This is a genomic window from Salegentibacter sediminis, assembly GCF_002078605.1.
Lineage (GTDB): Bacteria > Bacteroidota > Bacteroidia > Flavobacteriales > Flavobacteriaceae > Salegentibacter > Salegentibacter sediminis.
Genome location: NZ_MSJR01000001.1, coordinates 82,454 through 108,422 on the forward strand (window position 1 = coordinate 82,454; position 25,969 = coordinate 108,422).

A 25,969-nucleotide genomic window follows, 5' to 3' on the forward strand; every position below is an offset into this window, starting at 1 on the left:
ATATTATACTTTTATAATTTCTTCCAAAACAGCAGCAATTTTCCTGTCGTTAGCAAGTCGTGGAAGCTTATTCTGTCCTCCAAGTTTTCCAATGGATTTCATATACTTCTGAAATCCGTTCGAGGGAACCCGGGTGATTTTTAGGGGTTGAAGTATTTTTCCTTCAATAAGATCAAAATAATAAGAATTTTGCTCCTGAAGAGATTTATCAAGAATTTTTCTGAAGGCATCTACATCCTCAGGTTCTTTTTCAAATTCTATAAACCATTCGTGGTAGGGCAATTCATCATTTCCTGGAGTGATCTGCGGGGCGACTGTAAATTCACTAATACGTGCCTTTGTTTGTGTGGTAGCGAGCTGCATAGCTTCTTCTACCTCTTTGGCAATAACGTGCTCTCCAAAAGCCGATATAAAATGCTTAATCCTTCCCGAAACGATTAGCCGGTAGGGTCTGGTGGAAGTAAATTGAACCGTATCGCCGAGATTATAGGCCCAAAGGCCGGCATTACTGGAGATAAGCATCACATAGTTAACGCCGGTTTCAACTTCACCAATCGTGAGTCGTTTGGGATTTTCATCGAAAAATTCATTGGTCTTAATGAATTCGTAGAACATCCCTGAATCCAGCTGCAATAGCATTCCTTTCTCGTTTTGTTTATCCTGAAAGGCGAAAAATCCTTCCGAAGCCGGGTAAAGCTCGATACTATCTACCTTCCTCCCGATTAGATTTTCAAATTTTGCACGGTAAGGCTCATAGTTTACCCCGCCATAAATAAAAAGTTCGAAGTTTTTAAAGAGGTCTCCCACCTTTTGCCCGGTTTTCTGCTGAAGTCGCTCAAAATACATCTGCACCCAGGATGGAATCCCGCTAATAACGGTCATATCCTCGCCCCGGGTTTCTTCAACTATAGCGTCTACCTTGGTTTCCCAATCTTCGATACAATTGGTTTCCCAACTTGGCAACCTGTTCTTCTGAAGGTATGAAGGCACATAATGTGCAACAATCCCCGAAAGGCGCCCTAATTTCACTCCGTTTTTTTCATCAAGCTCCGGACTTCCCTGTAAAAAGATCATTTTTCCATCTACAAAAGATGCATTACCTGTCTCGGCGATATAACATAATATCGCATTCCGGGCAGCATTAATATGCGTTGGCATAGATTCTTTTGTAAGAGGAATGTATTTCGCTCCACTGGTAGTACCGGAGGTTTTTGCATAATACAGCGGTTTTCCCGGCCATAGAACATCAGCTTCCCCGGCAACCATTTTATCTACCCAGGATTTTAATTCTTCATAGTCCCTAACAGGAACTTTTTCTGCAAAATCGCCATATGTTTTTATGCTTTGGAAATCGTGATCTCTCCCAAAGCTGGTGTTCCCTGCCTGGCTAATAAGTTTTTCGAAGACCTTTTGCTGAGTAGCTTCAGGTTTTGAAGCCCAGGCATCAATTTTTTTGCGTATGTATCGGGCAAATAATTTTGCTCCTATGGATTTTAAAGACATATAGTTTTAATCAAAATCAATATAATCGGTTGGGTTTACCGGTACTCCTTCGTTCCAGAGTTCAAAATGCAAATGAGGGCCGCTGGTATATTCTCCGGTAGATCCTGCTGTGGCTATCACTTCCCCGGTTTTTACAATATCTCCCTGTTCTTTAGTTAAGGAGGCATTATGTTTATATACCGAAAGGAGGCCATAGTTATGCCGTACAATAATAACATAACCGGTTTGTGTAGTCCATTCTGAAAAAATCACTCTTCCTTCAGCCACCGATTTTACTGCAGAATTTTTTGGCACTACAATATCTATGGCATAATGCCTGTCTTTAAGATTAAAACCTTCAGAAATAGATCCTTTTACCGGCGGAAATAAAGAAAAATCAACATTATCTACTGCAGAGGCCAGGATATTATATTTATCTTCCTGTGCTACTTCTTCCCGTAAAAGGGAATCTGCCCGGGAAGGTTCTATTTGTTCTATTTCTCCAGGTGGTTGTGGGCTTTCCATAAGCGAATCCCTGTTAAGCGATCTGGTTTCAGCTTCTCCTGTTAAAACACTTTTTATAGAATTGAGATATTGGTCATTAAGCTTCAAAACCCGCTGCAATGAGTCTGATTTATAAGCGAGATCTACTGCCCTGCTCTTTAATTCAGGAGAAGAATATCCGGGAATATATTCCCGTAAAGGCGTAAAGGCAATAATAACCGTGGTGGCTGCCACCAGGAGTATAGCACTAAGAGTGACCGTTACGAAAACGTTCAGGCGGGTAAGTTTAAATGAAAGTCGCTCCTCAAAAGTATCTTCATTTAATATTACCAGGCGGTACTTATGAAGTAGTTTTTTGGCGAATTTCTTTTTATGTTTCTTATTGGCTGCCATAGATTACAAAGCTTTCGCAAAGATAAATTAAAATTATTCGGTGCAATTGTGATTTGAATATCAAAATAGATTCCAAAACTTATACTATAATGCTCAAATAGGTATTTTATTTAGTAATGGCTTTAAATTTAGAGCGACTTATAATGAAGCAATTAAAAGAACCTAATGAAATTAATTTGTGTTAATAAAGGGATATTTTAATGAATTCTTGTTAAGTTTGTGAAATCTAAATTAAAGTTATGAATACATTTATTTTACCATTGGCGATAGGAGCACCGCAAATCATTTTAATTGTAATTGTGGTTCTACTGTTATTTGGAGGTCGAAAAATTCCTGAATTAATGAGAGGATTGGGTAGTGGAATTAAAGAATTCAAGGACGCTTCCAAAGATGATAATGACGAGAATAAAGTTCCCGAAGAGAAGAAATAACTACCTTATTTTTATAAAAGAAAAAGCCCAACTTTCCAGTTGGGCTTTTTCTTTTTATTTAATCTTCGCAGATTGTAGGATAGCATCCAACTCGAAGATATTGTCACGTTTTCCTCTTGCTGGTGAAAAAACAAAACCTTCAACAACCAAATAACGGTTGTTGGCTTCATCTCTAATTGCATAGTTTACAAAGGGTCCGGCCATAAAGGCATTCTTAACCTCCCAGGTTCCCCGGGTTTCATAGGCAAACTTTCCGTCTATCTCGGTTTCAAAAAGATAAGGCGCATAGGCTTCTTCGGTAATCATATAACTACCTTCCACCGGGCCGGGAATATAAGCTTCTCCAATAGAATCTCTCATCTTAATGATATTGCCAATTATATTAGTGTCTTTTTCAATTTGATTGAGAGGAACCTCGTAAATGAGTAATTCCATATTTCCCTTCGTGATCTCTTTTCTAAGCCAAATAAAACCATCTTCTTCAACTGCATAACGATAAATTGAGGGAAATTTAAGAGACAGGCCAAACTCCTCTTCCAGTTTCTGATCTTTCCCGAGAGATTTTTGCATTCTGCGTTGTTTCTCCTTCATTTCAGTCTCTTTGAAGACAGCAATAGCCTTATCTGCACCCTCATTAATGGCTCGAATAATTTCTTCTTCATTAGGCCCGGAAATAATTATTCCGGTTTGCGGACGTGCATATACATTGTTTAGCACCTTAACTCCTGCTTCATTAGCTTTTTCAACCTTTATAAAGGAACGGTTTCTTCTTACAAAGCCGGTAAAGGTTTCCGGTGGGATTTGCTTAAGAGAAAAGGTAGGTTCCTCCTGGGGCAAACCATCTACGGTTGCGGCAAAATTATTGCGAAGTGCCTCTCCCACGGGGCCTTCCCAGAGATTGTTTTCAATTATTAAAGTTACCTGATTGATATTCCCCGAAGAATCTACTAAAATACGTTCCTTTTTCTCGTTTTGGTCATCGCAGGAAATAAAAAGAAATAAGGATAAAAGAAGAACTAAAGATTTTTTCATTTTTGGCTTAATTTGATTTACAAATTTACCCTTTGGAAACTTTAAGTTTCATCCCGGGTTTCAGGCTGGAAGAGCCCACATCATTCCAAGCCCTCAAATTCTGTACCGTAACTCCCGGAAACTTACGGGAAATACTCCACAAGGAGTCTCCTTTTTTTACCGTATAGATTTTTGTAGCCTTTGGGTTAGTATTATTTTGAGAAGATGATGATTGGGAAACAGCAGGTTTTCTGGGATAAATAGTAAGGTATTGCCCTATTCGTAAATTATTGGACCTCAAATTATTCCATCGTTTAATACTACTTATTCCCACGCCGTAGCGGGCGGCTATCTTCCCGAGATAATCTCCACTTTTCACCTTATACCGAATCCTGTCTTCAGTTTCAATATATTTTGGTAGCTTTTTTTCTTTTACGGCAAGATCTTCAGTTACATACTCATAGATCTCGTCTTCATTAGTCACAAAAGCCCCAGATACCGATCTTGGTAATCTAAGGCTATATTTTTTTTCTTCTACAAAGGGAATAATATCCAGTTTGTAGCTTGGGTTTAAAAATTGAAGCATTTCCTTTTCAACACCAGTAATCGCCGAAATATGATCAAAAGTAAGCATCTTCTTTACCCTGATAGTATCGGTTTCAAAGAAAGCTACGTCCGGCTTTTTAGGCTGAAAATCATGCTCCTCGGCATATTCAAATATATATAAGGTAGCAAGGAAAGCTGGTACATAACCCGCTGTTTCACGAGGGAGATATCTTCTTAAATGCCAGTAATTGGTAGAGCCGCCGCTTCTTCTTATCGCCTTTGAAACATTACCCGGCCCGGAATTATAAGAAGCCAGGACCATATCCCAATCCCCAAAAGATTTATAGAGGCTCGCCAGGTATTTGGCTGCGGCTTCAGTAGATCTTTCAGGATCCATTCGTTCATCCACATAAGAACTAACATCCAGATCCAGCATTTTTCCGGTAGGAAACATAAACTGCCATAAACCAGTGGCTCCCACCCGGGAGCGCGCCCGTGGATTCAATGCCGATTCTACAATCGCCAGGTATTTAATCTCCAGGGGAATATCAAACCTATCCAGTTCTTTTTCGAACATCGGGAAATAGTAATCGCTTAAAGCCATTAGGTTTTCCATGGCTCTTTTATTGCGCTTTAAATATGATTTTATTACGCTTTCCAGGATTGGATTATACTCTATATTAAAAGGGGTTCTGGAATTAAGTTTCTCCAAACGGGCTTTTAAGGTGTCTGTTGGCAGGTCCTTATAAACAACTTCTGAATAATCCTGTTCGTGAATACTTTTCTGAATAGTATCGAATAAGCTGGTATTAAGAAGCTGTAATTTCCACAGCGAATCTATTTCTGCAGCTTTGGGAAGATCCTGCAGGTTTACCGCTGCAGAATCTTTTATCAAAGCTGAAATTGGAAGTTTATTTTTAAATTCGGGATCAGGCTCAGTAAGGATGATCTCTGAAGTGCTGGGTTTTTCAAAGATCTGAACTCTGAAATTTGCTTTTTCAAGCCTCTTTTCTTGCTCTACCTGCGCTAATATGCCCAGGCTAAAAAACAACAGCGATAGGGAGAAAATATACTTCATCAAATAGATTCTAAAATTTTATAAGGAAAACGAAATTTTCTCAATTTTCGTACCTTATTTTTCAATAGCCTCAATCCCAGGCAGGGATTTTCCTTCAAGCATTTCCAGCATAGCTCCACCCCCGGTAGAAACATAACTCACCTTATCTTCAAACCCAAATTTCTTCACGGCGGCAACCGAGTCTCCGCCACCTACCAGACTAAACGCTCCTTTTGCAGTGGCATCAGCGATAAATTCACCTAATTTGATGGTTCCTTTAGCGAATTTGTCCATTTCAAAAACTCCAAGCGGGCCATTCCAAAGGATAATTTTGGATTTTTTGATCACCGCCTCAAAATTCTTAAGCGATTCAGGTCCGGCATCAAGTCCCATCCAGCCATCAGGAATATTATCAATACGTTCCACCTGTGTGCTGGCTTCTTCAGAAAAACTATCTGCGATAACCGAATCAACCGGCAAGTGAATTTCTACTCCTTTATCCTTAGCTTTTTTCAGGATTTCAAGAGCAAGCTCCTTTTTATCTTCTTCGACCAGGGAATTTCCAATTTCTCCCCCCTGGGCCAGAATAAAGGTGTAGGCCATACCGCCACCTATAATTAGATGATCTATTTTGTCAAGAATATTTTCAATTACTGTAATTTTGGAAGATACCTTTGCACCGCCAAGAACAGCGGTAACCGGTTTTTCTTTACTGTTTAAGACCTTATCCAGGCTTTTAATCTCTTTTTCCAGTAAATACCCAAAGCATTTCTCTTCAAAGAATTTAGCAACAATAGTTGTTGAGGCGTGCGCGCGATGGGCTGTTCCAAATGCATCGTTTACATAAATATCACCTAATTCAGAAAGCTGTTTGGCGAAATCTTCATCTCCTTCTGTTTCCTCATCATAAAACCTAAGATTCTCCAATAAAAGAACTTCGCCGGGTTGTAGATTATCTGCGGCGGCTTGCACCTTATTTCCAACACAATCATCTACAAATTTGGTTTCAACTCCTAAGACCTCTGATACTTTATAAACTATATTCTTAAGTGAATATTTTTCTTCTTTTCCTTTTGGCCTACCCAGGTGAGACATAAGCACCACACTACCACCATCTTCAAGTATTTTTATTATTGTAGGTTTGGCAGCTTCTATCCGGTTGGCATCTGTTACTTTCGAATCTTTCAATGGCACGTTAAAATCTACTCTAATAAGTGCCTTTTTATTTTTAAAATTGTAATCGTCTAATGTTTTCATAGTCTTGCTTTAATTACAAATATAATTTTTTCCGAAGATATAAAAGTGCATATAAGTTTTATATTTGCTTATGCTTTTTGAAGATATAATAGGCTTAGCCCACATAAAAAACCATCTTTCCACAACCGCAGATAACAACAGGATTCCACATGCGCAACTCTTTGTTGGAAATTCTGGAAGCGGCACTTTACCTATGGCAATTGCCTATGCACAATACGTTTTATGCAAAAATAAGGGTGGGGAAAATAATTCGGGCCTCGAAACCTGTAATCTCAGGTTTGAAAACCTTGCTCATCCCGACCTGCATTTTGCCTTTCCTGTTGCAAACAATGAAAAAATTAAAAGCCATGCAGTTTCAGGTCACTTTATGGAGGAATGGCGCAATTTTGTAAAGTCTAATCCCTACGGAAGTTTATTCGATTGGTACCAGGAGCTTGGCATTGAGAACAAACAGGGAAAGATAGGAGTTGATGAGGCTCAGGATATTGTAAAATCGCTTTCATTAAAAGCTTATGAAGGCGGTTTTAAAGTAATGCTTATCTGGATGGCGGAAAAGATGAATCGCGAAGCCGCTAATAAGTTGCTAAAGCTCATTGAGGAACCGCCAAATAAAACGCTATTTATTCTAATAGCTGAAGAAGAGGAGCAGATTATTCAAACCATAAGATCCAGGTGCCAGACGCTGCATTTCCCTCCTCTACCCGAAGCTGAAATTGCAGAATTTCTCATTAAAAAGGAAAACTGCAACCAGGAGGAAGCATTAAAAATAGCACATCAGGCCAATGGTAGTTTCACCAGGGCTTTGCATCTTTTACAAAAAAATGCAGGAGATGAACAATTTGAAATGTGGTTTATTAATTGGGTAAGAAGTGCCTTCAAGGCAAAAGGGAATAAATCTACCGTTTTAGAACTAATTGCCTGGAGCGAAGAAATCGCAGGACTGGGAAGAGAAAGTCAAAAAAGTTTTCTTCTGTATTGTATGGATTTTTTCCGGCAGGCACTTATGTATAATTATAAAGCTAATAATTTGGTATATCTGGAACCCAGGACAAAAGGTTTCCAAATAAAAAAATTCGCCCCCTACGTGCATGGAGGAAATATCCTGGAAATTAACCAGGCCCTGGAAGAGGCCATCTACCACATTGGCCGTAACGCAAATTCAAAGATCGTTCTTACTAACCTTTCAATTAAACTAACGCGATATCTGCATAAAAAAACCGCATAATTATGACCAATCTTTACAACTTTATCACCGAAATTCTTATTCTCTTATTTATTCTAATCACTTTTTTTCAATCGGGTATTGACAAAGCGACCGACTGGAAAGGAAATACAGGCTGGCTAAAAGAACATTTTAAGGGTACATTTATGGGGGGAATGGTTCCCCTTATGGTTGGGATTATAATGATATTAGAAATACTGGTGGGTATTCTGAGCTTATTAGGAATAGCCTGGATCCTATTATATAATAGTTCGGCCTGGGCATTTTATGCATGTCTTTTGGCTGCTATCACTCTTTTAATGCTCTTATTCGGGCAAAGAGTAGCTAAAGATTATGCCGGGGCCTTTACTCTTACAGGTTATTTTTTAATCGTGATCTTCGGAGTTTTTCTCCTATCTTAATTTCACTACTCCTTCTAAAAATAAGAAAGCCCCAACTTGGGGCTTTTCTATTTTTTAATCCGAAAAGAATTAGTTCTTTTTATAAGAAGCATTTAATTCTTCCAATATTTCTTCTGTGATATCCAACCCATCTTTTGCATACATAATATTTGCAGATTCATTGGAACCGAAAATATAAGTATAGCCATTTTCTTCTCCGTATCCTTCTACGTAATTTTTAACCTTCTCTACAATAGAGTCTATTGCAGCATCACTTTCCTGGCGCAATAAACCACCTCTTTGCTGTTGCTGCTGCTGTAGCTGTTGCTGTTTTTGCATTAGCTGCTGTTCTCTTTCCTGGCGCTGCGCCTGAGACATAGAGTTCATCTTAGACTGGTAAGCCTGCACTTCTGCCTGAAAAGCAGACGCAACAGAATCCAACTCCCCTTTAACAGCATCAGATTTTTTACTGAACTCGGCTTCAACATCCTTCATTTCCTGATACTCCTGAATAAGTTTTGTGGTATCAACATAAGCTGTCTTGTCCTCATTACAGGAAACAAAAAATACCGAGAGAACCGCGATTAAAAATACTTTCTTCATTTTACTAATTTTTGTTTGGACAAATGTATAAAACTCTAATCTTTAAATTTTGCATTTGCAAACCATATTTGGTCCGATATCTAAAAAAGCTATGGATGATAGAGGTTGAATAAATATCCTTTATTAAAAATGAAGCATTCTCATCGATTCTGTAAAGGAAAAAGGAAGAAGCATAGTGTGTTCCCCTCCCGAAGCTTAAAAAGCTTTTAAATGAGCTTAAAATGAGAATTCAGCTATTTTTGAAAGAAATATACCAAAGAAGAATACTCAGAATCATATTTTGCCTGTCGGTTTGATTTCCACCCCCGATAAAAAGCATTTACCAAATTTGAGGAACCAGTCTTATTTTTTTCAGAAAGCAGGCTCACATAATAGGCATCAAAAATTAGAGCTCGGGTATCGATTAAATCAAAATCAAATTTGGAGAATAATTTTTTAATTCCGTTTTGAGAAAAATGCCAAATATGTCGGGGCACATCATAAGCTGCCCAAAATTCCCGGTAATATTTCGCATCATAACTTTTAAAATTGGGTACGGCAATTACCAGGATCCCATTTTTCTTAAGCATTGCTTTTAATCTGGAAATTTCTTTTTCAAGATCAGGAATGTGTTCCAGGACATGCCAAAGACAAATAACATCAAATTTTTCCCCGTCAAATTTTGAAAGCCCTTCCTTAAGTTCAAGATTTTTGTGAATCGCCAATTCCCTGGCAGATTTATTTGGCTCAACCCCGCTCACCTGCCAACCTCTTTTTTTTGCACTTAAAATAAAATCCCCGGTTCCTGCACCTACATCCAATAATTTTCCCGGCGATTTTAATGCTTCTATCCAATTTAATTTTTGATCAAGCATATAGTTTTTTACAAGCTGATAAACTTTATTGGTTATTCCTTTAGAAGAATCTGTATGCGAAATATAATTTTCACTTTCATAATAAGGCGCTAAATTTTGAGGAACAGGAGATGTTTTTAAAATCTCAAAATCGACAACAGGAAGAAGCTGAAATTTTTCTTTCGAAACCAAAAAATCCCTGCATTCCATAAAAGCTTTTTTTTCTTTTTCTATTTGCGTATCTGCCAAGGATATAAATTAAATCTTGGTATTAGGCCTTAAAAAAATCACTCAAATTATTAGAATTGTTCCACGTGGAACTAACCGGATCCTATCTCCCCATATATACCAATAATACCGAAACATCATTGGGGCTCACTCCGCTAATACGGGAAGCCTGAGACACACTTGTTGGTTGAACCTTATTCAACTTTTCCCTGGCCTCAAAAGACATTGATTTAATCCTCGAGTAATCAAAATCCTTCGGAATTTTCACATCCTCCAACCTGTTGAGCTTATCGGCATTGTTTTTTTCTTTTGCGATATAGCCCGAATACTTCACCTGGATTTCGGTTTGTTCCAGCATTTCTGAATTTAAATTATTCTCCTGAATGTATTCCTCGACACCCGGGAAATTCCGAATATCTTTCATGTCGATATTCGGCCTCGAAAAAACCTTAAATATCTTATCACTTTGTTTCATTGGAGAGGAATTATATTTCTCCAAAACAGGATTTGCATCTTCAGGGGAAACACTTTTATCTTTCAGATAATTTACAAAAGCAAAAGACTTGTCCTTCTTCTCTTCCATTTTCCGCATCCTTTTTTCTGATGCCAGGCCTAATTTATAAGCACGCTCAGTTAACCTGAAATCGGCATTATCCTGTCTTAAAAGAGTTCGGTATTCAGCCCGGGAAGTAAACATTCTATATGGCTCTTCTGTACCTTTTGTAATAAGATCATCAATCAAAACTCCGATGTAAGCCTCGTTTCTTTTAAGGAGAAATTCCTCTTTTCCCTGAATTTTCAGGGCGGCATTTAACCCGGCCATTAATCCTTGTGAGGCCGCTTCCTCGTAACCTGTAGTACCGTTTATTTGCCCGGCGAAATATAGATTTTCAACCAGTTTGGTTTCCAGACTGTGCTTTAATTGAGTTGGAGGAAAATAGTCATATTCTATGGCATATCCAGGACGAAAAAATTTCACGTTTTCAAAACCAGCAACAGATCGTAAAGCTTTAAATTGAACATCTTCCGGCAGCGAAGTTGAAAAGCCATTTACATAAACTTCTACGGTATTCCAACCTTCAGGTTCCACAAAAAGCTGGTGCCTGTCTTTATCAGCAAAACGATTAATTTTATCTTCGATAGAAGGACAATATCTCGGGCCAATGCTTTGAATTCTTCCATTAAACATAGGCGATCTTTCAAAGCCTTCTTTTAGAATCTCATGAACCTCATTTGAGGTATAGGTCATATAACAGGATCGTTGTTTACTTAAAGGTTTTGTTTCATCAAGAAATGAAAATTTAGAAGGAACTTCATCACCCGGCTGTTCGGTCATTTTGGAATAATCCAAAGATCGACCATCAACCCTTGGAGGGGTTCCTGTTTTCATTCTGCCAGTTTCAAATCCTACATCTACAAGATCTTTTGTGATTCCTGTTGCAGCTCTTTCCCCTGCTCTACCTCCACCAAAATTTTTATCTCCTATATGAATAAGGCCATTTAAAAAAGTACCATTAGTAAGAACCACAGATTTCCCTTTTATCTCCAGACCCAGGGAAGTTTTCACACCTATTACCTTATGATTCTTTATAATTAATCCGGCCACCATTTCCTGGTAGAAATCAAGGTTTGGGGTTTGCTCCAGGCGTATCCTCCAATCTTCTGCAAAACGCATTCTATCACTCTGCACTCTCGGGCTCCACATTGCAGGGCCCTTGGATTTATTAAGCATCTTAAACTGAATAGCGCTGGTGTCGCTCACCAATCCGCTATAGCCTCCCATCGCATCAATTTCGCGAACAATCTGCCCTTTGGCGATTCCGCCCATAGCGGGATTGCAGCTCATCTGTGCGATGTTTTGTAAATTCATTGTAACCAGAAGGGTTTTACTACCCATATTCGCAGCTGCTGCAGCGGCCTCACTTCCTGCGTGGCCAGCACCAACTACTATAACATCATATTCCTTTTCAAACATAAATTTCTCTTTATTGTTCCACGTGGAACATTGAAATCTTTTCGTCTTCTTTCTGTCGCATCAAGATGCTTTCACTTTCAGTTTTATCTTTGTATCCGCAAAAATGAAGTATTCCATGAACGAGCACTCTTTTTAATTCCTCTTCAAAGTTCACATTAAATTCCAGTGCATTTTCTTTCACTCTTTCTATGCTGATAAAAATATCTCCAGCTAAATGATCGCCTACGGAATTGTCGAAACTAATAATATCGGTATAGGTGTCGTGATCCAGATATTGAAGATTTATCTTATGCAAATACTCATCATCGCAAAAAATAAAATTGATTTCATCAATCCCTTTTTTTTCCGATGCAATCACCCGGTTTAAACCTTGACGGTAGGCATCTTCACTTTTCAAAATGAAATCCGTTTCTGAAAAAAAGTTAATTTGTCCCTGATTCGCGTTCAAAATAATTCTTTACTTTTTGTTTGTAAATTTCGCGCAAAGGTAAGATTTGTCTTTTTAAAATTTCAGTTTGATTAAAATATTCTTTGGCCTTAAGATTTTGATCTTTAGCAGGATTAGCAAATTCTTTTGTATTGGTTTCACTTTTTCTGGTATTCTCTTCCCCTTGTTGCATCCTGGCCTTATCAAATTTTAATAATTCATGCATCAAGTTACTCATTCGTTCCAGGTTTTGCGGACTAAACCCCTTATCCAACAAACCTTCTTCCAATTTCTGCATATTATTTCTCAAATTATCCCCATCATTGCCCTGGCCCTCTTCCTTCAATAATTTTTCCAATTCCATCCTTAGTTCTTGCTGCTGCTTATATATTTCAAACAGCTCTCCATTTTCCTGCTCCTGTTTATTTCCTATCCGCTTCCCACTGCCTTCTCCTCCTTGCTTTTTTTCAAGACCCTCTTCAAGTTTCTCTTGCAATTCCCCCTGTTTTTTAATAATGTCTGGTAACTGAAATTCCTCTCCTTCTCCTCCGCCTTTTCCAAGTTGCGGATTAGCCTGCTGTTGCATAGAAGACAAAATATTACTCAGCAAATAGGCAAGATCATTGGCGCCAGTTACAATATATTGTTGGCTGGCAGTACCCTGCGGAAGTTCATTCTCTGCAAGTCTTTCCAGGGCTTTATTAATATCAAATTCTATATCAGATAATTTTCCTGTTATCTCCTCGCTCAGCATCGGATTCCTTAGCGCAAGGCTATATAAACTATCATCTATATGCCTGAAGTTTTCTCTAAGATCATTCTGAATATTTAATTTTACAGCATAAGTAGGATCATCTCTGTTCATCGATTTAAATGATTCCAACAAGTCTTCCTGTTGAAAGGAAAATCTTACAAGATTATCCAGAATTTGGCGCAGACTTTCAATATCTGCTTTTAATTGTTCACCGGATTCTGACTTCATATTTTTCTTCATTTTAGAACTCATCTCCCGCATTTTCTTCGCAGCATTCTTTTGCTTTTCTTTTGCTGAGGCAGGTTGATTCTCTCCTAAGTTCTTTTCGGCATCACGCTGATCCTTTTTTATACTTTCTTCATCCACTTTATCCCGATCCAGGTCTACAGGTTCCTTAAGTCGTTCATTATCTTTTTCAAGATCATCCATCTCTTCCCTGAATTGATCAAAGTCCCCGGAAATCTGCTGTTGCGATTCAGTATTATTTTTTTCCTTAGCTTCAGAAAGCTGTTCCTGGCGTTTAGCCAATTCCTCCAAATCTCTGGCTAATTTTTGATTTTTTTCTTCTACATAATACCGTTTGGTTAACTCAAGCAACTGTTCCATATTTCGTTGCTGAGATTGGTTTCTCTTGGAAAGTTCTTCAAGTTTTTCACCCAGCTCCTCCCTGCTTATCTTTTCAGAAAATTCTTTTAATTCTTCCATTAAAGCTTCATTTTCTTCCAGGCGTTCTTCGTTGTTGCCAAGCCTTTTTTTCAATTCCTCTTTATAGGAATTATCTTCTATAGAATCATTTTCTTCCTCTAAACTTTGCTTAAGTTCCTTAGAATAATTCTTCATCATTTCATTCTGCTGTTTCTGCCTTTCAAGAAAATCCTTAAGCTTTCTTCGGTCATTATAATCCAATGATTTATTTTCCTTTTGTTTACGGGAAAGTTCATTTAATTCTTCTTTGGAATACTCCATTTCTTTCAGAGATCTATTAAGGTTCTGGATAGATTCTCCCTGTTGCAGCAATTTTTCCTGTTCTATTTCTTCGAAACTTTTTTTTCTGAAGCCAAAAACCTCACTCCTACTACTCTTGGTCCCATTCACAGCGTCATTATCGAAAACCTGAAAATAATAAAGGTAATTTACCCCTCTTTTCAAATCCAGATCCCCCGGAAAAGTAAAGAGAAAATTAGCAAAGGCTTCCTTTGCCACCGGTATTGAAACCTTCTGCAGGCTGTCCTTAGAATCTTCAGGATAATAAACCAGTTGCAGTTTATTCACGGCATAATCATCAGAAACTTTTCCGAAGAAATAATTAATCTGTTCATCAATACTATCAGATTTTCTAAGGACTTCTATTTCAGGAAAACGGTCTTTGACAACCTCAATTTTGTAAGAAACCGGTTCAAAATTGCTGATTTTAGCATTGGAGGTACTTATTGAATAATTAAAGCTAGAAAACACGCGGGACTCGTGGGATACCTTACCGGAATCTGTTTTGAGATTAAGCCTGGTATCGGGCAGAGTAAAATGAAGTTCATCCGTTTCCCGGGTATCGATTCTCCAGCTAACCTCTGTGCCCTCCGGAATACGCGCATTTCCAGTTCCTGAAATCGCCTCATCCTTCTTCCCGGTATAGCCAGGATAATCAAAATTCATTTCAAGATTAATGAGGCCAGGCACTTTTATAACCTCAAGCTTATAAAAAGAGGAAGAAACTCCATTGGAGCTAAGCCTGAATTCCAAATCCTCCTGAAGCCGCTTAAAAGTATATTCAAAAACTGCGGGCTCAACCTGCCTTAAAAGATAAGTCTGATTATTATAAGATACATTCATCTCTTCAGGTCTCACTTCACCAATTGTTTGAACTCTTAAAGTGAAATCCCGATTTTCACGCACTTCCAGGTTTTTATTTTCCAGGTGAAAAGAAAAAGGTGCAGGGGGCTCAAATTCCGAATTGTAATTCACCACCCTCCCATAAGATTCAGAAAAAAAGGAAGAGTTTCCAGTAAAAAGAATAGTTAAAAATATGATAACTGGAAAAGCTGCCCATTTTAAATATTTGAGACTGCTCTTAAAATTAATGGCCGAATTAAAAGGAATTGGATGTAGCTCCCTGGCTTTTTGATCTATTCCGGCAAGTAAAAGATCCGACCTTTTTTCTGAATTCTTAAGCTGAAGAAGGTTAAGTAGTTTGTCCTTCACCTCAGGAAAATGCTCTCCAATGATCCTGGAGGCATCTTCTTCAGATAATACCCCGGATAACCTGAACAATTTGCTTAAGGGAATAAAGATGAAATAGATTAAAAGACCGGTTTCGAGAATTAGAAAAAGCCAGAAAAGCACTTGCCGCCCTGTGGTATTAAGCCAGAAAAAATACTCTATAGAAAGGATCAGTAAAAAATACAGCAAGCCAACTGCCGTAAAAAGAATAGCTCCTTTAAGCAGTTTGTTTTTGTAGTATTTTGATATAAAAGCACTTAGCTTATTTTTTACCCTGGTGTAATTTTCCATCGACAACTTCACTTTCAAGCTTAAAAATACAATTTTTATCCTTCTGAAACAGCAAGGATTACAGCTATGTCCATTTTAAAAATTATTAAACCTCCAGGGAATAGTGTTTAGGAATGCTGCCTAAAGCTTGTATCTTTGCTTTTTAAAATTAAAACTATGAGTGCTAAAGTAAGGGTGCGTTTTGCACCAAGTCCTACGGGACCCCTGCATATTGGCGGAGTTAGAACTGCTTTATACAACTATTTGTTCGCTAAAAAAAATGATGGGGTTTTTGTGCTTCGTATTGAAGATACAGATCAGAACCGTTTTGTAGAAGGAGCAGAACAATATATTATTGATGCACTTAACTGGTGCAATATTCCATTTGATGAAGGCCCGGGAAAAGAAGGAGATTTTGGCCCTTATCGCCAAAGTGAGCGAAAAGATATTTACCGGGACTATGCCAAAAAGCTGGTAGACAACGGCCATGCATATTATGCTTTTGATAAAGCCGAAACCCTGGACAATCACAGAAAAGAACATGAAGCTAAAGGCAAAACCTTTATTTATAACTGGCATAACCGCCAGAAACTGGATAATTCTTTATCCCTTTCAGAAGAAGAAGTTAAGCTAAGGCTTGCTGAGGGTGAAGATTACGTGATCCGTTTTAAGTCTCCTGAAAGTGATATTCTGCATCTCCAGGATGAGATTAGGGGTGATATGGAGATCAACACTGAAATTCTTGACGATAAAGTGCTCTTTAAAAGTGACGGAATGCCCACCTATCACCTCGCGAATATTGTAGATGATCATTTAATGAAAATTACCCACGTTATCCGTGGGGAAGAATGGTTGCCTTCTTTAGCGCTACACGTTATGCTATACCGTGCTTTTGGTTGGGAAGCACCTAAATTTGCCCATCTTCCTTTAATTCTTAAACCACAAGGCAAAGGTAAACTCAGCAAGCGTGATGGTGACAAACTTGGTTTTCCGGTCTTTCCTTTAGAATGGAAAGATCCAAAAACCGGCGAAATATCTGCCGGATACCGGGAAGATGGATATTTTCCTGAAGCAGTTACCAATATGTTGGCCTTTTTGGGATGGAATCCCGGTACCGAAGAGGAATTTTTCGATATAAATGAATTAACCAGGGCCTTTGAACTCGGTCGCGTTCATAAGGGAGGTGCAAAATTTGATCCCGAAAAAACAAAATGGTTTCAGCAACATTATTTTCAAGAAGCAGATGATAATTTTTTGGCGCAGGAATTTCATAAATTACTTAAGGAAAAAGAAATCGATGCCGATTTAGATTACGTTCAAAAAGTTGTTGAGATTGTTAAGGAGAGAGCAACTTTTGTCAAAGATCTTTGGGAACAAGGGGATTATTTTTTCATCTCCCCTACTTCCTACGATCCTAAAAATACTAAAAAGGCCTGGAAAAACGATACTTCAGAAATAATGCAGGAGTTAAGCGAACTCCTAAAAAAACAGGATGATTTTTCAGCCTCTAACCTGCAGGAAAATGTAAAGGCCTGGATAGGCGCCAAGGAAATAGGCTTTGGAAAAGTTATGCAACCTTTACGCCTGGCCCTGGTAGGTGCAATGCAGGGAGCCGATCTTTTTGTTATTGCCGAAAGTATCGGCAAAGAAGAAACGCTTAAAAGAATTGAAAAAGCGATCTCGACCCTGGGCTAAAATTTTTCCAACCAATTTAAAAACCGGAAGAAAATTTATTTCTTCCGGTTTTTTTGTTTCCGAAGTGAAGCAGATTATTTGCTATCTTGAGACAAATATAAAAACGCACTATGAGCTATATTTTCTTACCCGTTATCCTGGTTTTAGGCTTACTAATTTTATTTTCAGGCGTATTTATAGTCAGGCAACAATCAGCTGCTATTGTTGAACGCTTCGGAAGATTTCAAAGCATCCGTAATTCCGGACTGCATTTAAAAATTCCCATTATTGATAATATTGCCGGCAGGATCAATTTAAAAGTTCAGCAACTCGATGTACTTATAGAAACCAAGACAAAGGACAATGTATTCGTTAAACTAAAAATTTCTGTACAGTTCCAGGTGGTAAAGTCCAATGTCTACGATGCTTTTTATAAACTTGAAAGTCCGTCAGATCAAATTACTTCCTATGTTTTTGACGTAGTTAGGGCCGAAGTACCAAAAATGAGACTCGATGATGTTTTTGAAAGAAAAGATGATATTGCTATTGCCGTAAATAGAGAACTAAACCAGGCTATGCAAGATTACGGCTACGACATCATTAAAACGCTTGTAACAGACATTGATCCCGATGTGGAGGTGAAGGCTGCCATGAACCGTATAAATGCCGCAGAACGCGATAAAGTGGCTGCAGAATACGTTGCAGAAGCCGATAGAATTAAAATAGTAGCCAAGGCTCGTGCCGAGGCCGAGAGTAAACGCTTGCAAGGCCAGGGAATCGCCGATCAAAGAAGGGAAATAGCACGCGGACTTGAAGAAAGTGTTGATGTCTTAAATAATGTAGGGATAAATTCACAGGAAGCTTCAGCATTAATTGTGGTTACCCAACACTATGATACTCTCCAGGCTATTGGGGAAGAGACCAACAGCAATCTTATTCTTTTACCTAATTCTCCTCAGGCAGGCAGTGATATGCTCAATAATATGGTCGCTTCATTTACTGCTTCCAATCAAATTGGGGAGGCGATGAAGAAACAAAATGAGCAACAAGAAAGAGAAAAGAAAAAGGAGAGCGCAGCAAGAAAAAATAAAAGAGATAATAGCAATCCCGAAGAATAAATAATTTTTTAAAAGTAAACAGCTGTGTAAAATAAAGAGAAATGAGCGAAAACGCATCTAATTTCATCTTATTCACACAGCTGCTAAGCCAAATTTTAATCTTTTACCGTGGCGGTTACTCTTTTAAGGCCGGTTAGTTTAGTTACGGCTTTCAAGACAAGGGCTTTTTCCAGAATTGAACCTACAATACTTCCCGCAATCGACAGTGGGGAAATACCTTTTTTAGCTTGTTCTATGCTAAGTTTAATCTCCTCCTTATCTATTTCGGTTTGAAGTTTTAATATCTTCAAATCTCTATCAATATCTTCAAAAGAACTGTATTCTCTCATAAGTTAATCGTTAAAGAAAATTTTGGAGAATTTCTGTAACATAAATTTTTCTATAGGTTTCTTTCCAAAGACCAAGATCAGAATAAATAAAATAATATAGAATCCTGCCATAATAAAATATCCTGCGCTTGGTTGGCCTATGGCTTCACTAATAGCAATAGCCACAGCAAACGAAAGCAGGAAAAAGGCAATGACCGTTATAGCACCCAAAATAAGGAAGCGCACCAAAGAGGTGGCTCCACTCATCGCCTGCTTAAAGAATTTAAGCTTATAATATTCGGCATTTGTATGAGCAAATGCCTGAAGATTCTGGTTTAATTCATTAAGACTGTTGGATAATTTTTCGAATGCCATAAATATCTTATACTACAGCTTTTTTTGTTTTAGATTCACCTTCCTGGCTCTTGGCATCCTTCTGAAGTTTAGAATTTTGCTTTCTCAATTCCTCAAGTTTTGATTCCATAGCAGAAAGTATATCATCGGCTTTATGGCTTGCAGAAGAAAGGGTTTCACCCAGACGTTCTTCAAAATCTAATCGAGCCTTTTTAGCTTTTTCACTTAAATTGGAAGAAGTTTCATTGTATTTTTTATTAAAACGTTCCTGAGCTTTTTCAGACTCACTTTTAAGTTTTTTTCGGGTTTTCTCCCCACTATCGGGAGCATACAATAAACCGATACCTGCACCAATAGCAGCTCCAGTAACAAGTGCTAAAAGTGTATTTCCTGTATTTGCCATAATAATTTTTAGTTTAAATTAATTATACTTCTTCTCAAAGATACAAGATGACTTGTAGCGCTGCTGTTAATAACCGGTTAATATGTTAATTTTCTTTACTAAAATATTCTTAAAGACAACCTCCTGGCTTATTTCTTCTTAGCCCAGGAATCACGAAGACTTACGGTACGATTAAACACAGGTTTCTCTTCTGTAGACTCTTTATCTACACAAAAATATCCAATACGCTGAAACTGAAACTTATCCTGAACTCCGGCATTTTTTAAACTTGGTTCCAGATAGCCTGTAATAATCTTCAGGGAATCCGGATTAATAAATTCGGTAAAGTCCTTTTCCTTATCAGCATCCGGAACTTCTACTGAAAACAACCTGTCATAAAGCCTTACTTCGGCCTCCAGGGCGTGTTTTACAGAAACCCAGTGCAAGGTACCTTTTACTTTTCTAAGCGATTCTTCGGTGCCGCTACCACTTTTACTTTTGGGATCATAGGTGCAGTGAATTTCGGTAATATTCCCTTCATCATCTTTTATAACTTCTTCCCCTTTGATGATATAAGCATTTTTAAGCCTCACCTCTTTTCCAAGTGTTAGCCTGAAAAACTTGCGGTTGGCACTTTCTTTAAAATCTTCTCTTTCAATAAAGATTTCCCGGGAAAACGGCACTTCTCTCGTTCCGGCGTTTTCATCTTCAGGATTGTTTTCGGCGCTTAGCCATTCTTCTTTTCCTTCAGGATAATTGGTGATCACAAGCTTTACCGGGTCGAGTACGCCCATAACTCTTGGAGCGGTTTTATTAAGATCTTCCCTGGCGTGAAATTCCAAATGGGCTACATCTATCATATTCTCACGCTTTCCAACCCCTATGGAATCGGCAAACCTCCTAATGGAGTTTGGAGTATAGCCCCGGCGTCTCAATCCAGAAATCGTAGGCATTCTTGGATCGTCCCAGGAATTCACAATTCCCTTATCCACCAGTTGCATTAATTTTCTTTTACTAACTACGGTATGACTTAAATTACGACGGGCAAATTCCCGCTGTTTGGGCTGCATTTCTCCGGGCTTGCTTACTTTTTCAACGAACCAGTTATAAAGTTCGCGATGAGGTAAAAATTCTAAGGTACAGAATGAATGGGAAACCCGTTCAATAAAATCACTTTCCCCGTGGGCCCAGTCATACAGAGGGTAAATCATCCAGTCATTCCCGGTACGATGGTGACTTTTATGCAAACACCTGTACATTACCGGATCTCTCATAATCATATTAGGAGAAGCCATATCTATTTTAGCCCTTAAAACATGGCCCTTTTCAGGGGTTTCGCCATTTTTCATTTGCTCGAACAACTGCAGGTTTTCTTCTACGGAACGATCTCTGTAAGGACTGTTTTTACCAGGCTCGGTAGGCGTTCCTTTTTGGGAAGCTATTTCTTCCGAAGTCTGGCTATCAACATAGGCATATCCATTCTTGATTAAGTCTACCGCCCAGTCATACAACTGCTGAAAATAATCTGAAGCATAACATTCTTCGGCCCATTTAAAACCTAACCAAAGAACATCTTCCTTTATGGCATCTACATATTCCTGTTCTTCTTTAATGGGATTGGTGTCATCAAACCTAAGGTTTACAGGAGCATTGTACTTCTCCCCCAATCCGAAGTTTAAACAAATTGAAGAGGCGTGACCTATATGTAAATAACCATTAGGCTCGGGAGGAAACCTGAATTTTAAATCTTCTCTTGAATGTGTAGATCTAAGATCTTCTTCTATAATTTGCTCAATGAAATTGAGTGATTTTTTTGTTTCTGACATATCGAACTCTTTAAAGGCTCAAAATTACTTAAAATTAAGCTGAATATAAGCTGCAATGTTTATTTTGATTCTTTCCACTTCTTCAGGACTTCTTATCTTTGTTAAAAATTTCAAGTGGGAAAGATTAAACTGAAAAATATAAGGATTTTTGCCTATCACGGATGTCTGGATGAAGAGGGTAAAATTGGCAGCGACTACCGGGTAGATCTTAGCGTGAAAGGAGATCTGTCTAATTCGGCTAAAACAGATTCTTTGAGCGATACCATAGATTATGTACATTTAAACCGAATTGTAAAGGAAGAGATGGCCAAACGGGCAAAACTTCTGGAAACAGTAGCGGAAAAAATTATAAACCGAATTCTTGACGAAATTATAATGGTTCAGGAAGTTAAGGTGGATGTTTCTAAAATAAATCCACCAATTGGCGGAAATGTAGCCATGGTTACCGTTAGCAGAAGCAAATCACGTTAATTATTGGTTTTATAACCTAAAAATTTTATTACATTTGCCAACCGAATAAAACGGCATCGTGGCCGAGTGGCTAGGCAGAGGTCTGCAAAACCTTGTACAGCGGTTCGAATCCGCTCGATGCCTCAAAAAGCTCCTTTTTTAAGGGGCTTTTTTTATTTCTGAAATTGAAGTTTTAAATAATTTATTCTGAAAGACTATCCGCCGGGCTAATAGTTTCTATCTGGTCGGTAATATTATTCACCTGACTGGGAAAAAGCCCCTGGCTAATTAGTATTCCCCCAAAAATAATAAGCAGCACACTTATTCCTTTTTTCATAACATATATGCGATTAGGAGTAAGTTTCCTATTTAGCTTTTTAGCCAGTAAGATCTTAAAAATATCCAGGATAAGATAGGTAGCCAGCACACTTCCGAAGAAAACCATAATACGATCCCCCTCCATCTCAAGTTTGGGACCGAATACAATAATTAGCCCCAGCCAGAATCCTAAAACCCCAATATTTATAAAATTAAGCAGGAAACCTTTTACGGCCAGGCCCATATAGTCACTTTTTTTAAGCTTTCGTATCTCCGGGGTTTCATCTTCCTGCTGCAAGACTTTCCTGGTTTGTACAAAGCTCATTACCCCATAGGTCGCCAGAATAACGCCACCAAAAATAAATAATGCAGGGTCATCCTTGATACTGGCAAGCAGTTTTGTGGTACTCAAATAGGCGATGAAAAGAAAAACAACATCGGCGATTATCACGCCAAGGTCAAAGGAAAAAGCTGCCCTAAAACCTTTTATAGCAGCGGTTTCCAGTAATACAAAAAATACTGGTCCCAGAAGAAAAGCCAGAAAAAAACCCAGTGGAATTGCTGCTAAAACGTCTTGATACATACACCCGTAATATAGTACAAATGTAGGATTTTAGTTTTTTCTATTCACTTTGCCTCCAAAAAGGGTGTCTTTATCTATTACTTCAGGATCTCCATAAACATTCACAGTGCCTCCAGCTCTAACCTTTGCATCTACCTGTCCTGAAGCATTTATATCGGCAACGCCGCCGGCACTAATACTTATGTAAATATTCTGGGATTCGAGATAGCGCGCATAATACTGGCCTCCAGCCCTTATCTTAATATCCTGGGCAAGGGCCTTGCCTTTCACTTCAATTTCTCCACCTGTAAGACTTTTTACATTAAGTTTTTTTACCTCAAAATTAGCATAAATCTCAGCTCCTTCCGAGGCTTCCAGGTTTAGTTCTTCAGTTTTATAAGGCCCTGAAAATTCTACTGATGAATTTTGCTTGGCATCTATATTTTTAAGAAATGTAAAATATAGATCAACTTTGGTATTATCCTCTTTCCAGATGTTATCCAGATTCATCTTTACTTTTAAGATCCCATTTTCAACCTCAAATTGAACGTCTTCGCGACTTTGGCCGGTTACTACAGCCTTATTCTCATCGGCATAATGCAAGTTAAGCTTCAGGCCATTGTAGACTTTTACTTCTGAAAAACTTTCAAGTTGATGGCTAATTCCTTCCTGGCCCAACAAAGAACCGGAAAAGAGAATCGTGAAAACCACTATTAAATTCCTCATCATTAAAAAATTTAAATTAAGCTTCTTCTACCTCTTCTTTAGCTCCTATTAGTTTAAAATCGAGGTGTCTTTTTACTAAATCGGCATTTTTAACGCCTACATAAACCTCATCCCCTAACTGATAGGTTTTTTTGGTTTTTCGGCCTACAACTGCATAATTTTCCTCATCAAATTCATAGTGATCGTCTCTCAGGTCGCGAAGTCTTATCATTCCTTCACATTTATTCTGAATGATTTCCACAAAAATACCCCAATCTGTCACTCCCGAAATAACTCCCAGAAATTCTTCATCCTGGTGATCCTGCATAAATTTAACCTGCATGTATTTAATAGAATCACGTTCGGCATTGGTTGCCAGATTTTCCATCTCGCTGCTATGATGACATTTTTCGTCGTATTCATCCTCTTTTGCAGAGGGTTGCTGGTCAAGATATCTCTGCAATAAGCGGTGTACCATTACATCGGGATACCTACGAATAGGTGAGGTAAAATGAGTGTAGTGTGAAAATGCGAGCCCGTAATGCCCAATATTTTCGGTGCCGTAATAGGCCTTGCTCATAGTACGAATAGTAAGGGTATCTACCAGGTTTTGTTCTTTGGTTCCCTGTACACTTTCCAATAAATTATTAAGGGAAGAACTAACAGATTTTTTATCCTTAAGATTTAGTTTATGACCGAATTTAGCCACCAAATTGCTTAAGGATGCAAGTTTAGAATCATCTGGTTCGTCGTGACAACGATAAACAAATGTTTTCTTTTCCTTCTGTTTTCCAATAAATTCGGCAACCTTTCTGTTAGCCAGTAACATAAACTCCTCGATGAGCTTATTGGCATCTTTTGAAGTTTTAAAGAAAACTCCTACCGGTTCATTCTCTTTATCCAATTCAAATTTCACTTCCACTTTATCAAAAGAAATGGCCCCTTCCCGCATACGTTCTGAACGCATTTTTTTGGCAAGACTATTCAAAGCCTTAACTGCTTCAACGATTTCTTCTTTAACCGAATAGGCTTTATCTTGAATAGAAATCTCTTGAGGAATATCGCCCGAACCGGTTTCTATAATATGTTGTGCTTCTTCATAGGCAAAACGGGCATCAGAATAAGTTACGGTTCTCCCGAACCATTCCTTTTTGATTTTTGAATTTTTATCGATTTCAAATACCGCTGAAAAAGTATATTTTTCTTCGTTAGGTCTCAGGGAACAGGCATTATTAGAAAGTACCTCCGGCAACATGGGAACAACGCGATCAACCAGATAAACCGATGTTGCTCTTTCATAAGCCTCTTCATCTAAAATAGTTCCGGGTTGTACGTAATGGGCTACATCGGCAATGTGAATCCCAATTTCATAATTCCCATTTTCAAGTTTTTGGAAACTCAGGGCATCATCAAAATCCTTGGCATCTTCAGGATCTATCGTAAAGGTTAAGACATCCCGCATATCCCGGCGGTTTTTGATCTCTTCCTCTTTAATAAAAGTGTCGATCTTATCGGCGAATTCCTCTACTTCCGGCGGAAAATCGTGTGGTAAACCATATTGGGCTAAAATAGAGTGAATTTCGGTATGGTGTTCCCCCGGGGTTCCGAGGACTTTTTTAATTTTTCCAAAGGGAGAATCGGCTTTTTCAGGCCATTCTTCAATTTCAACTACAACTTTATCCCCATTTTGAGCATCTCCGATTTTATTCTTCTGAACAAAAACATCGGTATACATCTTTGGATCGTCTATTACCACAAAGCCAAAGTCTTTTTTAAGCTGAAGCACCCCAACAAACTCGGTGCGTTTACGGTTAATAATTTTAGTTACTTCGCCCTCAGATTTTTTATTTCTTCTGCGGTTATAAATATAAATTTCAACTTCGTCTCCGTTAAAGGCGGTATTTAAATGGTTTGGTGAAATAAAAACGTCCTCATCCAGTTCTTCTACAATAACATAGGCGTAGCCTTTAGTTGTCATATCGATGATTCCACGGTAATAATCACGATGATCGTTAATCTTAAATTTACCGCGTTCTACCTCTTCAATTTGTTTTTTAGCCGCTAATTGAGAAAGTTTTTTTATGATTTGATTCCGGCTATTAGCATCATTAACCTCTAGTTTGGATGCAATTTGTTTATAATTAAAGGCTTGGCCCCCATTTTTTCGTAATATATCAATTATGCTCTTGGCCAGATTTCCCGGCACTTTAGACGTATTTTTCTTCTTTTTACTCATGTGTCTTATTAAAAATATAAAATTACAGCTTATAACTCACATGCATATATTTTGAATGTAAAGTTTTGTTAACGCAAATTCCAGCCAGTAATTTTAGATATATTTAACTGATAATCAAGACTAGGGAAAACCCTTATTTTTTGGATTTACAAAGTATTTTGTTATAAATATCTTAAAAGTTCCTTAAATTTGATTTAACCTCCACAGAGCTTTAAAGACCTAAATTTGATTTTATAGAATGTTTCTAAATGAACAATCCAACGAAAATATCTCTATTGTTTTTTCTGATATTTATTATCGGGGTGTTGTTCTATGTAAGCATTATTAATCATTCTCTGAATAAAAAAACAGAGATCGAAATTTATAATTTTACTATTTCTCACGAAGAGACCTTCACCAGTCTTACCTTTCAGGAATAACATTTTTAATTTAATAATAATCGGGTAAGG

Annotated in this window: 23 protein-coding genes and 1 tRNA gene; 7 read left to right on the forward strand and 17 right to left on the reverse strand. The window is 38.0% G+C overall.

Annotated elements, in window-relative coordinates; all coding sequences use genetic code 11:
- Nucleotides 1-3: 3 nt before the first annotated feature.
- Both BUW93_RS00445 and BUW93_RS00450 read right to left on the reverse strand, forming a co-directional pair.
- Nucleotides 4-1,503 (reverse strand): GH3 auxin-responsive promoter family protein, encoded by a 1,500-nt coding sequence (locus BUW93_RS00445; protein WP_081208131.1) that lies wholly within the window; start codon nucleotides 1,501-1,503, stop codon nucleotides 4-6.
- Between the two features lie 6 nt (nucleotides 1,504-1,509).
- The gene (locus tag BUW93_RS00450) at nucleotides 1,510-2,379 is read right to left on the reverse strand and encodes a M23 family metallopeptidase (RefSeq protein WP_081208133.1); all 870 of its coding nucleotides are present in this window, start codon (nucleotides 2,377-2,379) and stop codon (nucleotides 1,510-1,512) included.
- A 239-nt stretch (nucleotides 2,380-2,618) separates the two neighbouring features.
- Between BUW93_RS00450 and tatA the strand changes: the two genes are divergently transcribed.
- Nucleotides 2,619-2,810: a twin-arginine translocase TatA/TatE family subunit gene (tatA, locus tag BUW93_RS00455; RefSeq protein ID WP_081208135.1), complete on the forward strand. Its 192-nt coding sequence runs from the start codon at nucleotides 2,619-2,621 to the stop codon at nucleotides 2,808-2,810.
- A 54-nt stretch (nucleotides 2,811-2,864) separates the two neighbouring features.
- Here tatA and BUW93_RS00460 read toward each other — a convergent pair whose 3' ends face one another.
- The 3 genes from BUW93_RS00460 to BUW93_RS00470 are packed head-to-tail and all read right to left on the reverse strand — an operon-like array spanning nucleotide 2,865 to nucleotide 6,681.
- A complete protein-coding gene (locus tag BUW93_RS00460; RefSeq protein WP_081208137.1) occupies nucleotides 2,865-3,842 on the reverse strand; it encodes a DUF4837 family protein in 978 nt (325 codons plus the stop codon).
- A gap of 25 nt (nucleotides 3,843-3,867) precedes the next feature.
- Entirely contained in the window at nucleotides 3,868-5,445 is a 1,578-nt protein-coding gene (locus tag BUW93_RS00465) for a lytic transglycosylase domain-containing protein (RefSeq protein WP_081208139.1), read from the reverse strand.
- Nucleotides 5,446-5,499: 54 nt separating this feature from the next.
- Nucleotides 5,500-6,681, reverse strand: a complete 1,182-nt coding sequence (locus tag BUW93_RS00470; RefSeq protein WP_081208141.1) for a phosphoglycerate kinase — start codon at nucleotides 6,679-6,681, stop codon at nucleotides 5,500-5,502.
- Nucleotides 6,682-6,751: 70 nt separating this feature from the next.
- Between BUW93_RS00470 and BUW93_RS00475 the strand changes: the two genes are divergently transcribed.
- Entirely contained in the window at nucleotides 6,752-7,906 is a 1,155-nt protein-coding gene (locus tag BUW93_RS00475; RefSeq protein WP_081208143.1) for a DNA polymerase III subunit, read from the forward strand.
- A 2-nt stretch (nucleotides 7,907-7,908) separates the two neighbouring features.
- The gene (locus BUW93_RS00480) at nucleotides 7,909-8,304 is read left to right on the forward strand and encodes a DoxX family protein (RefSeq protein WP_081208145.1); all 396 of its coding nucleotides are present in this window, start codon (nucleotides 7,909-7,911) and stop codon (nucleotides 8,302-8,304) included.
- Between the two features lie 69 nt (nucleotides 8,305-8,373).
- On the opposite strand, the gene BUW93_RS00485 is transcribed toward BUW93_RS00480, so the two are convergent.
- The 5 genes from BUW93_RS00485 to BUW93_RS00505 form a co-directional block, all read right to left on the reverse strand.
- The gene (locus tag BUW93_RS00485) at nucleotides 8,374-8,886 is read right to left on the reverse strand and encodes an OmpH family outer membrane protein (protein WP_081208147.1); all 513 of its coding nucleotides are present in this window, start codon (nucleotides 8,884-8,886) and stop codon (nucleotides 8,374-8,376) included.
- Between the two features lie 233 nt (nucleotides 8,887-9,119).
- Entirely contained in the window at nucleotides 9,120-9,929 is an 810-nt protein-coding gene (locus BUW93_RS00490; RefSeq protein ID WP_081209469.1) for a class I SAM-dependent methyltransferase, read from the reverse strand.
- Between the two features lie 121 nt (nucleotides 9,930-10,050).
- Complete coding sequence (gene mnmG / locus BUW93_RS00495; RefSeq protein WP_081208149.1) at nucleotides 10,051-11,922, reverse strand: tRNA uridine-5-carboxymethylaminomethyl(34) synthesis enzyme MnmG; 1,872 nt, start codon at nucleotides 11,920-11,922, stop codon at nucleotides 10,051-10,053.
- 10 nt (nucleotides 11,923-11,932) lie between these two features.
- Nucleotides 11,933-12,349 (reverse strand): rRNA maturation RNase YbeY, encoded by a 417-nt coding sequence (ybeY, locus tag BUW93_RS00500; protein ID WP_232778307.1) that lies wholly within the window; start codon nucleotides 12,347-12,349, stop codon nucleotides 11,933-11,935.
- The gene (locus BUW93_RS00505) at nucleotides 12,345-15,620 is read right to left on the reverse strand and encodes a DUF4175 family protein (protein WP_232778308.1); all 3,276 of its coding nucleotides are present in this window, start codon (nucleotides 15,618-15,620) and stop codon (nucleotides 12,345-12,347) included. The genes ybeY and BUW93_RS00505 overlap by 5 nt, the downstream gene beginning before the upstream one ends.
- A 144-nt stretch (nucleotides 15,621-15,764) precedes the next feature.
- On the opposite strand from BUW93_RS00505, the gene gltX reads away from it, so the two are divergent.
- Both gltX and BUW93_RS00515 read left to right on the forward strand, forming a co-directional pair.
- Nucleotides 15,765-17,282 (forward strand): glutamate--tRNA ligase, encoded by a 1,518-nt coding sequence (gene gltX / locus BUW93_RS00510; RefSeq protein ID WP_081208155.1) that lies wholly within the window; start codon nucleotides 15,765-15,767, stop codon nucleotides 17,280-17,282.
- A gap of 110 nt (nucleotides 17,283-17,392) precedes the next feature.
- Nucleotides 17,393-18,379, forward strand: a complete 987-nt coding sequence (locus BUW93_RS00515) for an SPFH domain-containing protein (protein WP_081208157.1) — start codon at nucleotides 17,393-17,395, stop codon at nucleotides 18,377-18,379.
- A gap of 95 nt (nucleotides 18,380-18,474) precedes the next feature.
- On the opposite strand, the gene BUW93_RS00520 is transcribed toward BUW93_RS00515, so the two are convergent.
- The 4 genes from BUW93_RS00520 to BUW93_RS00535 form a co-directional block, all read right to left on the reverse strand.
- Nucleotides 18,475-18,708 carry a DUF6327 family protein gene (locus BUW93_RS00520; RefSeq protein WP_081208159.1) on the reverse strand — a complete coding sequence of 78 codons (234 nt, stop codon included), beginning with the start codon at nucleotides 18,706-18,708 and terminating at the stop codon, nucleotides 18,475-18,477.
- A 3-nt stretch (nucleotides 18,709-18,711) separates the two neighbouring features.
- Entirely contained in the window at nucleotides 18,712-19,062 is a 351-nt protein-coding gene (locus BUW93_RS00525; protein ID WP_081208161.1) for a phage holin family protein, read from the reverse strand.
- Nucleotides 19,063-19,069: 7 nt separating this feature from the next.
- On the reverse strand, nucleotides 19,070-19,444 hold the full coding sequence (locus tag BUW93_RS00530; RefSeq protein ID WP_081208163.1) for a YtxH domain-containing protein: 375 nt from the start codon (nucleotides 19,442-19,444) through the stop codon (nucleotides 19,070-19,072).
- Between the two features lie 128 nt (nucleotides 19,445-19,572).
- Nucleotides 19,573-21,249, reverse strand: a complete 1,677-nt coding sequence (locus BUW93_RS00535) for a glutamine--tRNA ligase/YqeY domain fusion protein (protein ID WP_081208165.1) — start codon at nucleotides 21,247-21,249, stop codon at nucleotides 19,573-19,575.
- Nucleotides 21,250-21,363: 114 nt separating this feature from the next.
- Between BUW93_RS00535 and folB the strand changes: the two genes are divergently transcribed.
- Together folB and BUW93_RS00545 are read left to right on the forward strand one after the other, a co-directional pair.
- Nucleotides 21,364-21,720, forward strand: a complete 357-nt coding sequence (gene folB, locus BUW93_RS00540) for a dihydroneopterin aldolase (protein ID WP_081208167.1) — start codon at nucleotides 21,364-21,366, stop codon at nucleotides 21,718-21,720.
- Between the two features lie 52 nt (nucleotides 21,721-21,772).
- Nucleotides 21,773-21,843, forward strand: a tRNA-Cys gene (locus BUW93_RS00545).
- Between the two features lie 58 nt (nucleotides 21,844-21,901).
- Here BUW93_RS00545 and BUW93_RS00550 read toward each other — a convergent pair.
- Genes BUW93_RS00550 through rnr form a run of 3 tightly spaced genes read right to left on the reverse strand, consistent with a single transcriptional unit; the run spans nucleotide 21,902 to nucleotide 25,520 of the window.
- Nucleotides 21,902-22,600 (reverse strand): LysE family translocator, encoded by a 699-nt coding sequence (locus tag BUW93_RS00550; RefSeq protein ID WP_081208169.1) that lies wholly within the window; start codon nucleotides 22,598-22,600, stop codon nucleotides 21,902-21,904.
- 30 nt (nucleotides 22,601-22,630) lie between these two features.
- Nucleotides 22,631-23,308, reverse strand: a complete 678-nt coding sequence (locus BUW93_RS00555) for a head GIN domain-containing protein (protein ID WP_081208171.1) — start codon at nucleotides 23,306-23,308, stop codon at nucleotides 22,631-22,633.
- A gap of 13 nt (nucleotides 23,309-23,321) precedes the next feature.
- The gene (rnr, locus tag BUW93_RS00560) at nucleotides 23,322-25,520 is read right to left on the reverse strand and encodes a ribonuclease R (RefSeq protein ID WP_081208173.1); all 2,199 of its coding nucleotides are present in this window, start codon (nucleotides 25,518-25,520) and stop codon (nucleotides 23,322-23,324) included.
- Nucleotides 25,521-25,969: the final 449 nt, after the last annotated feature.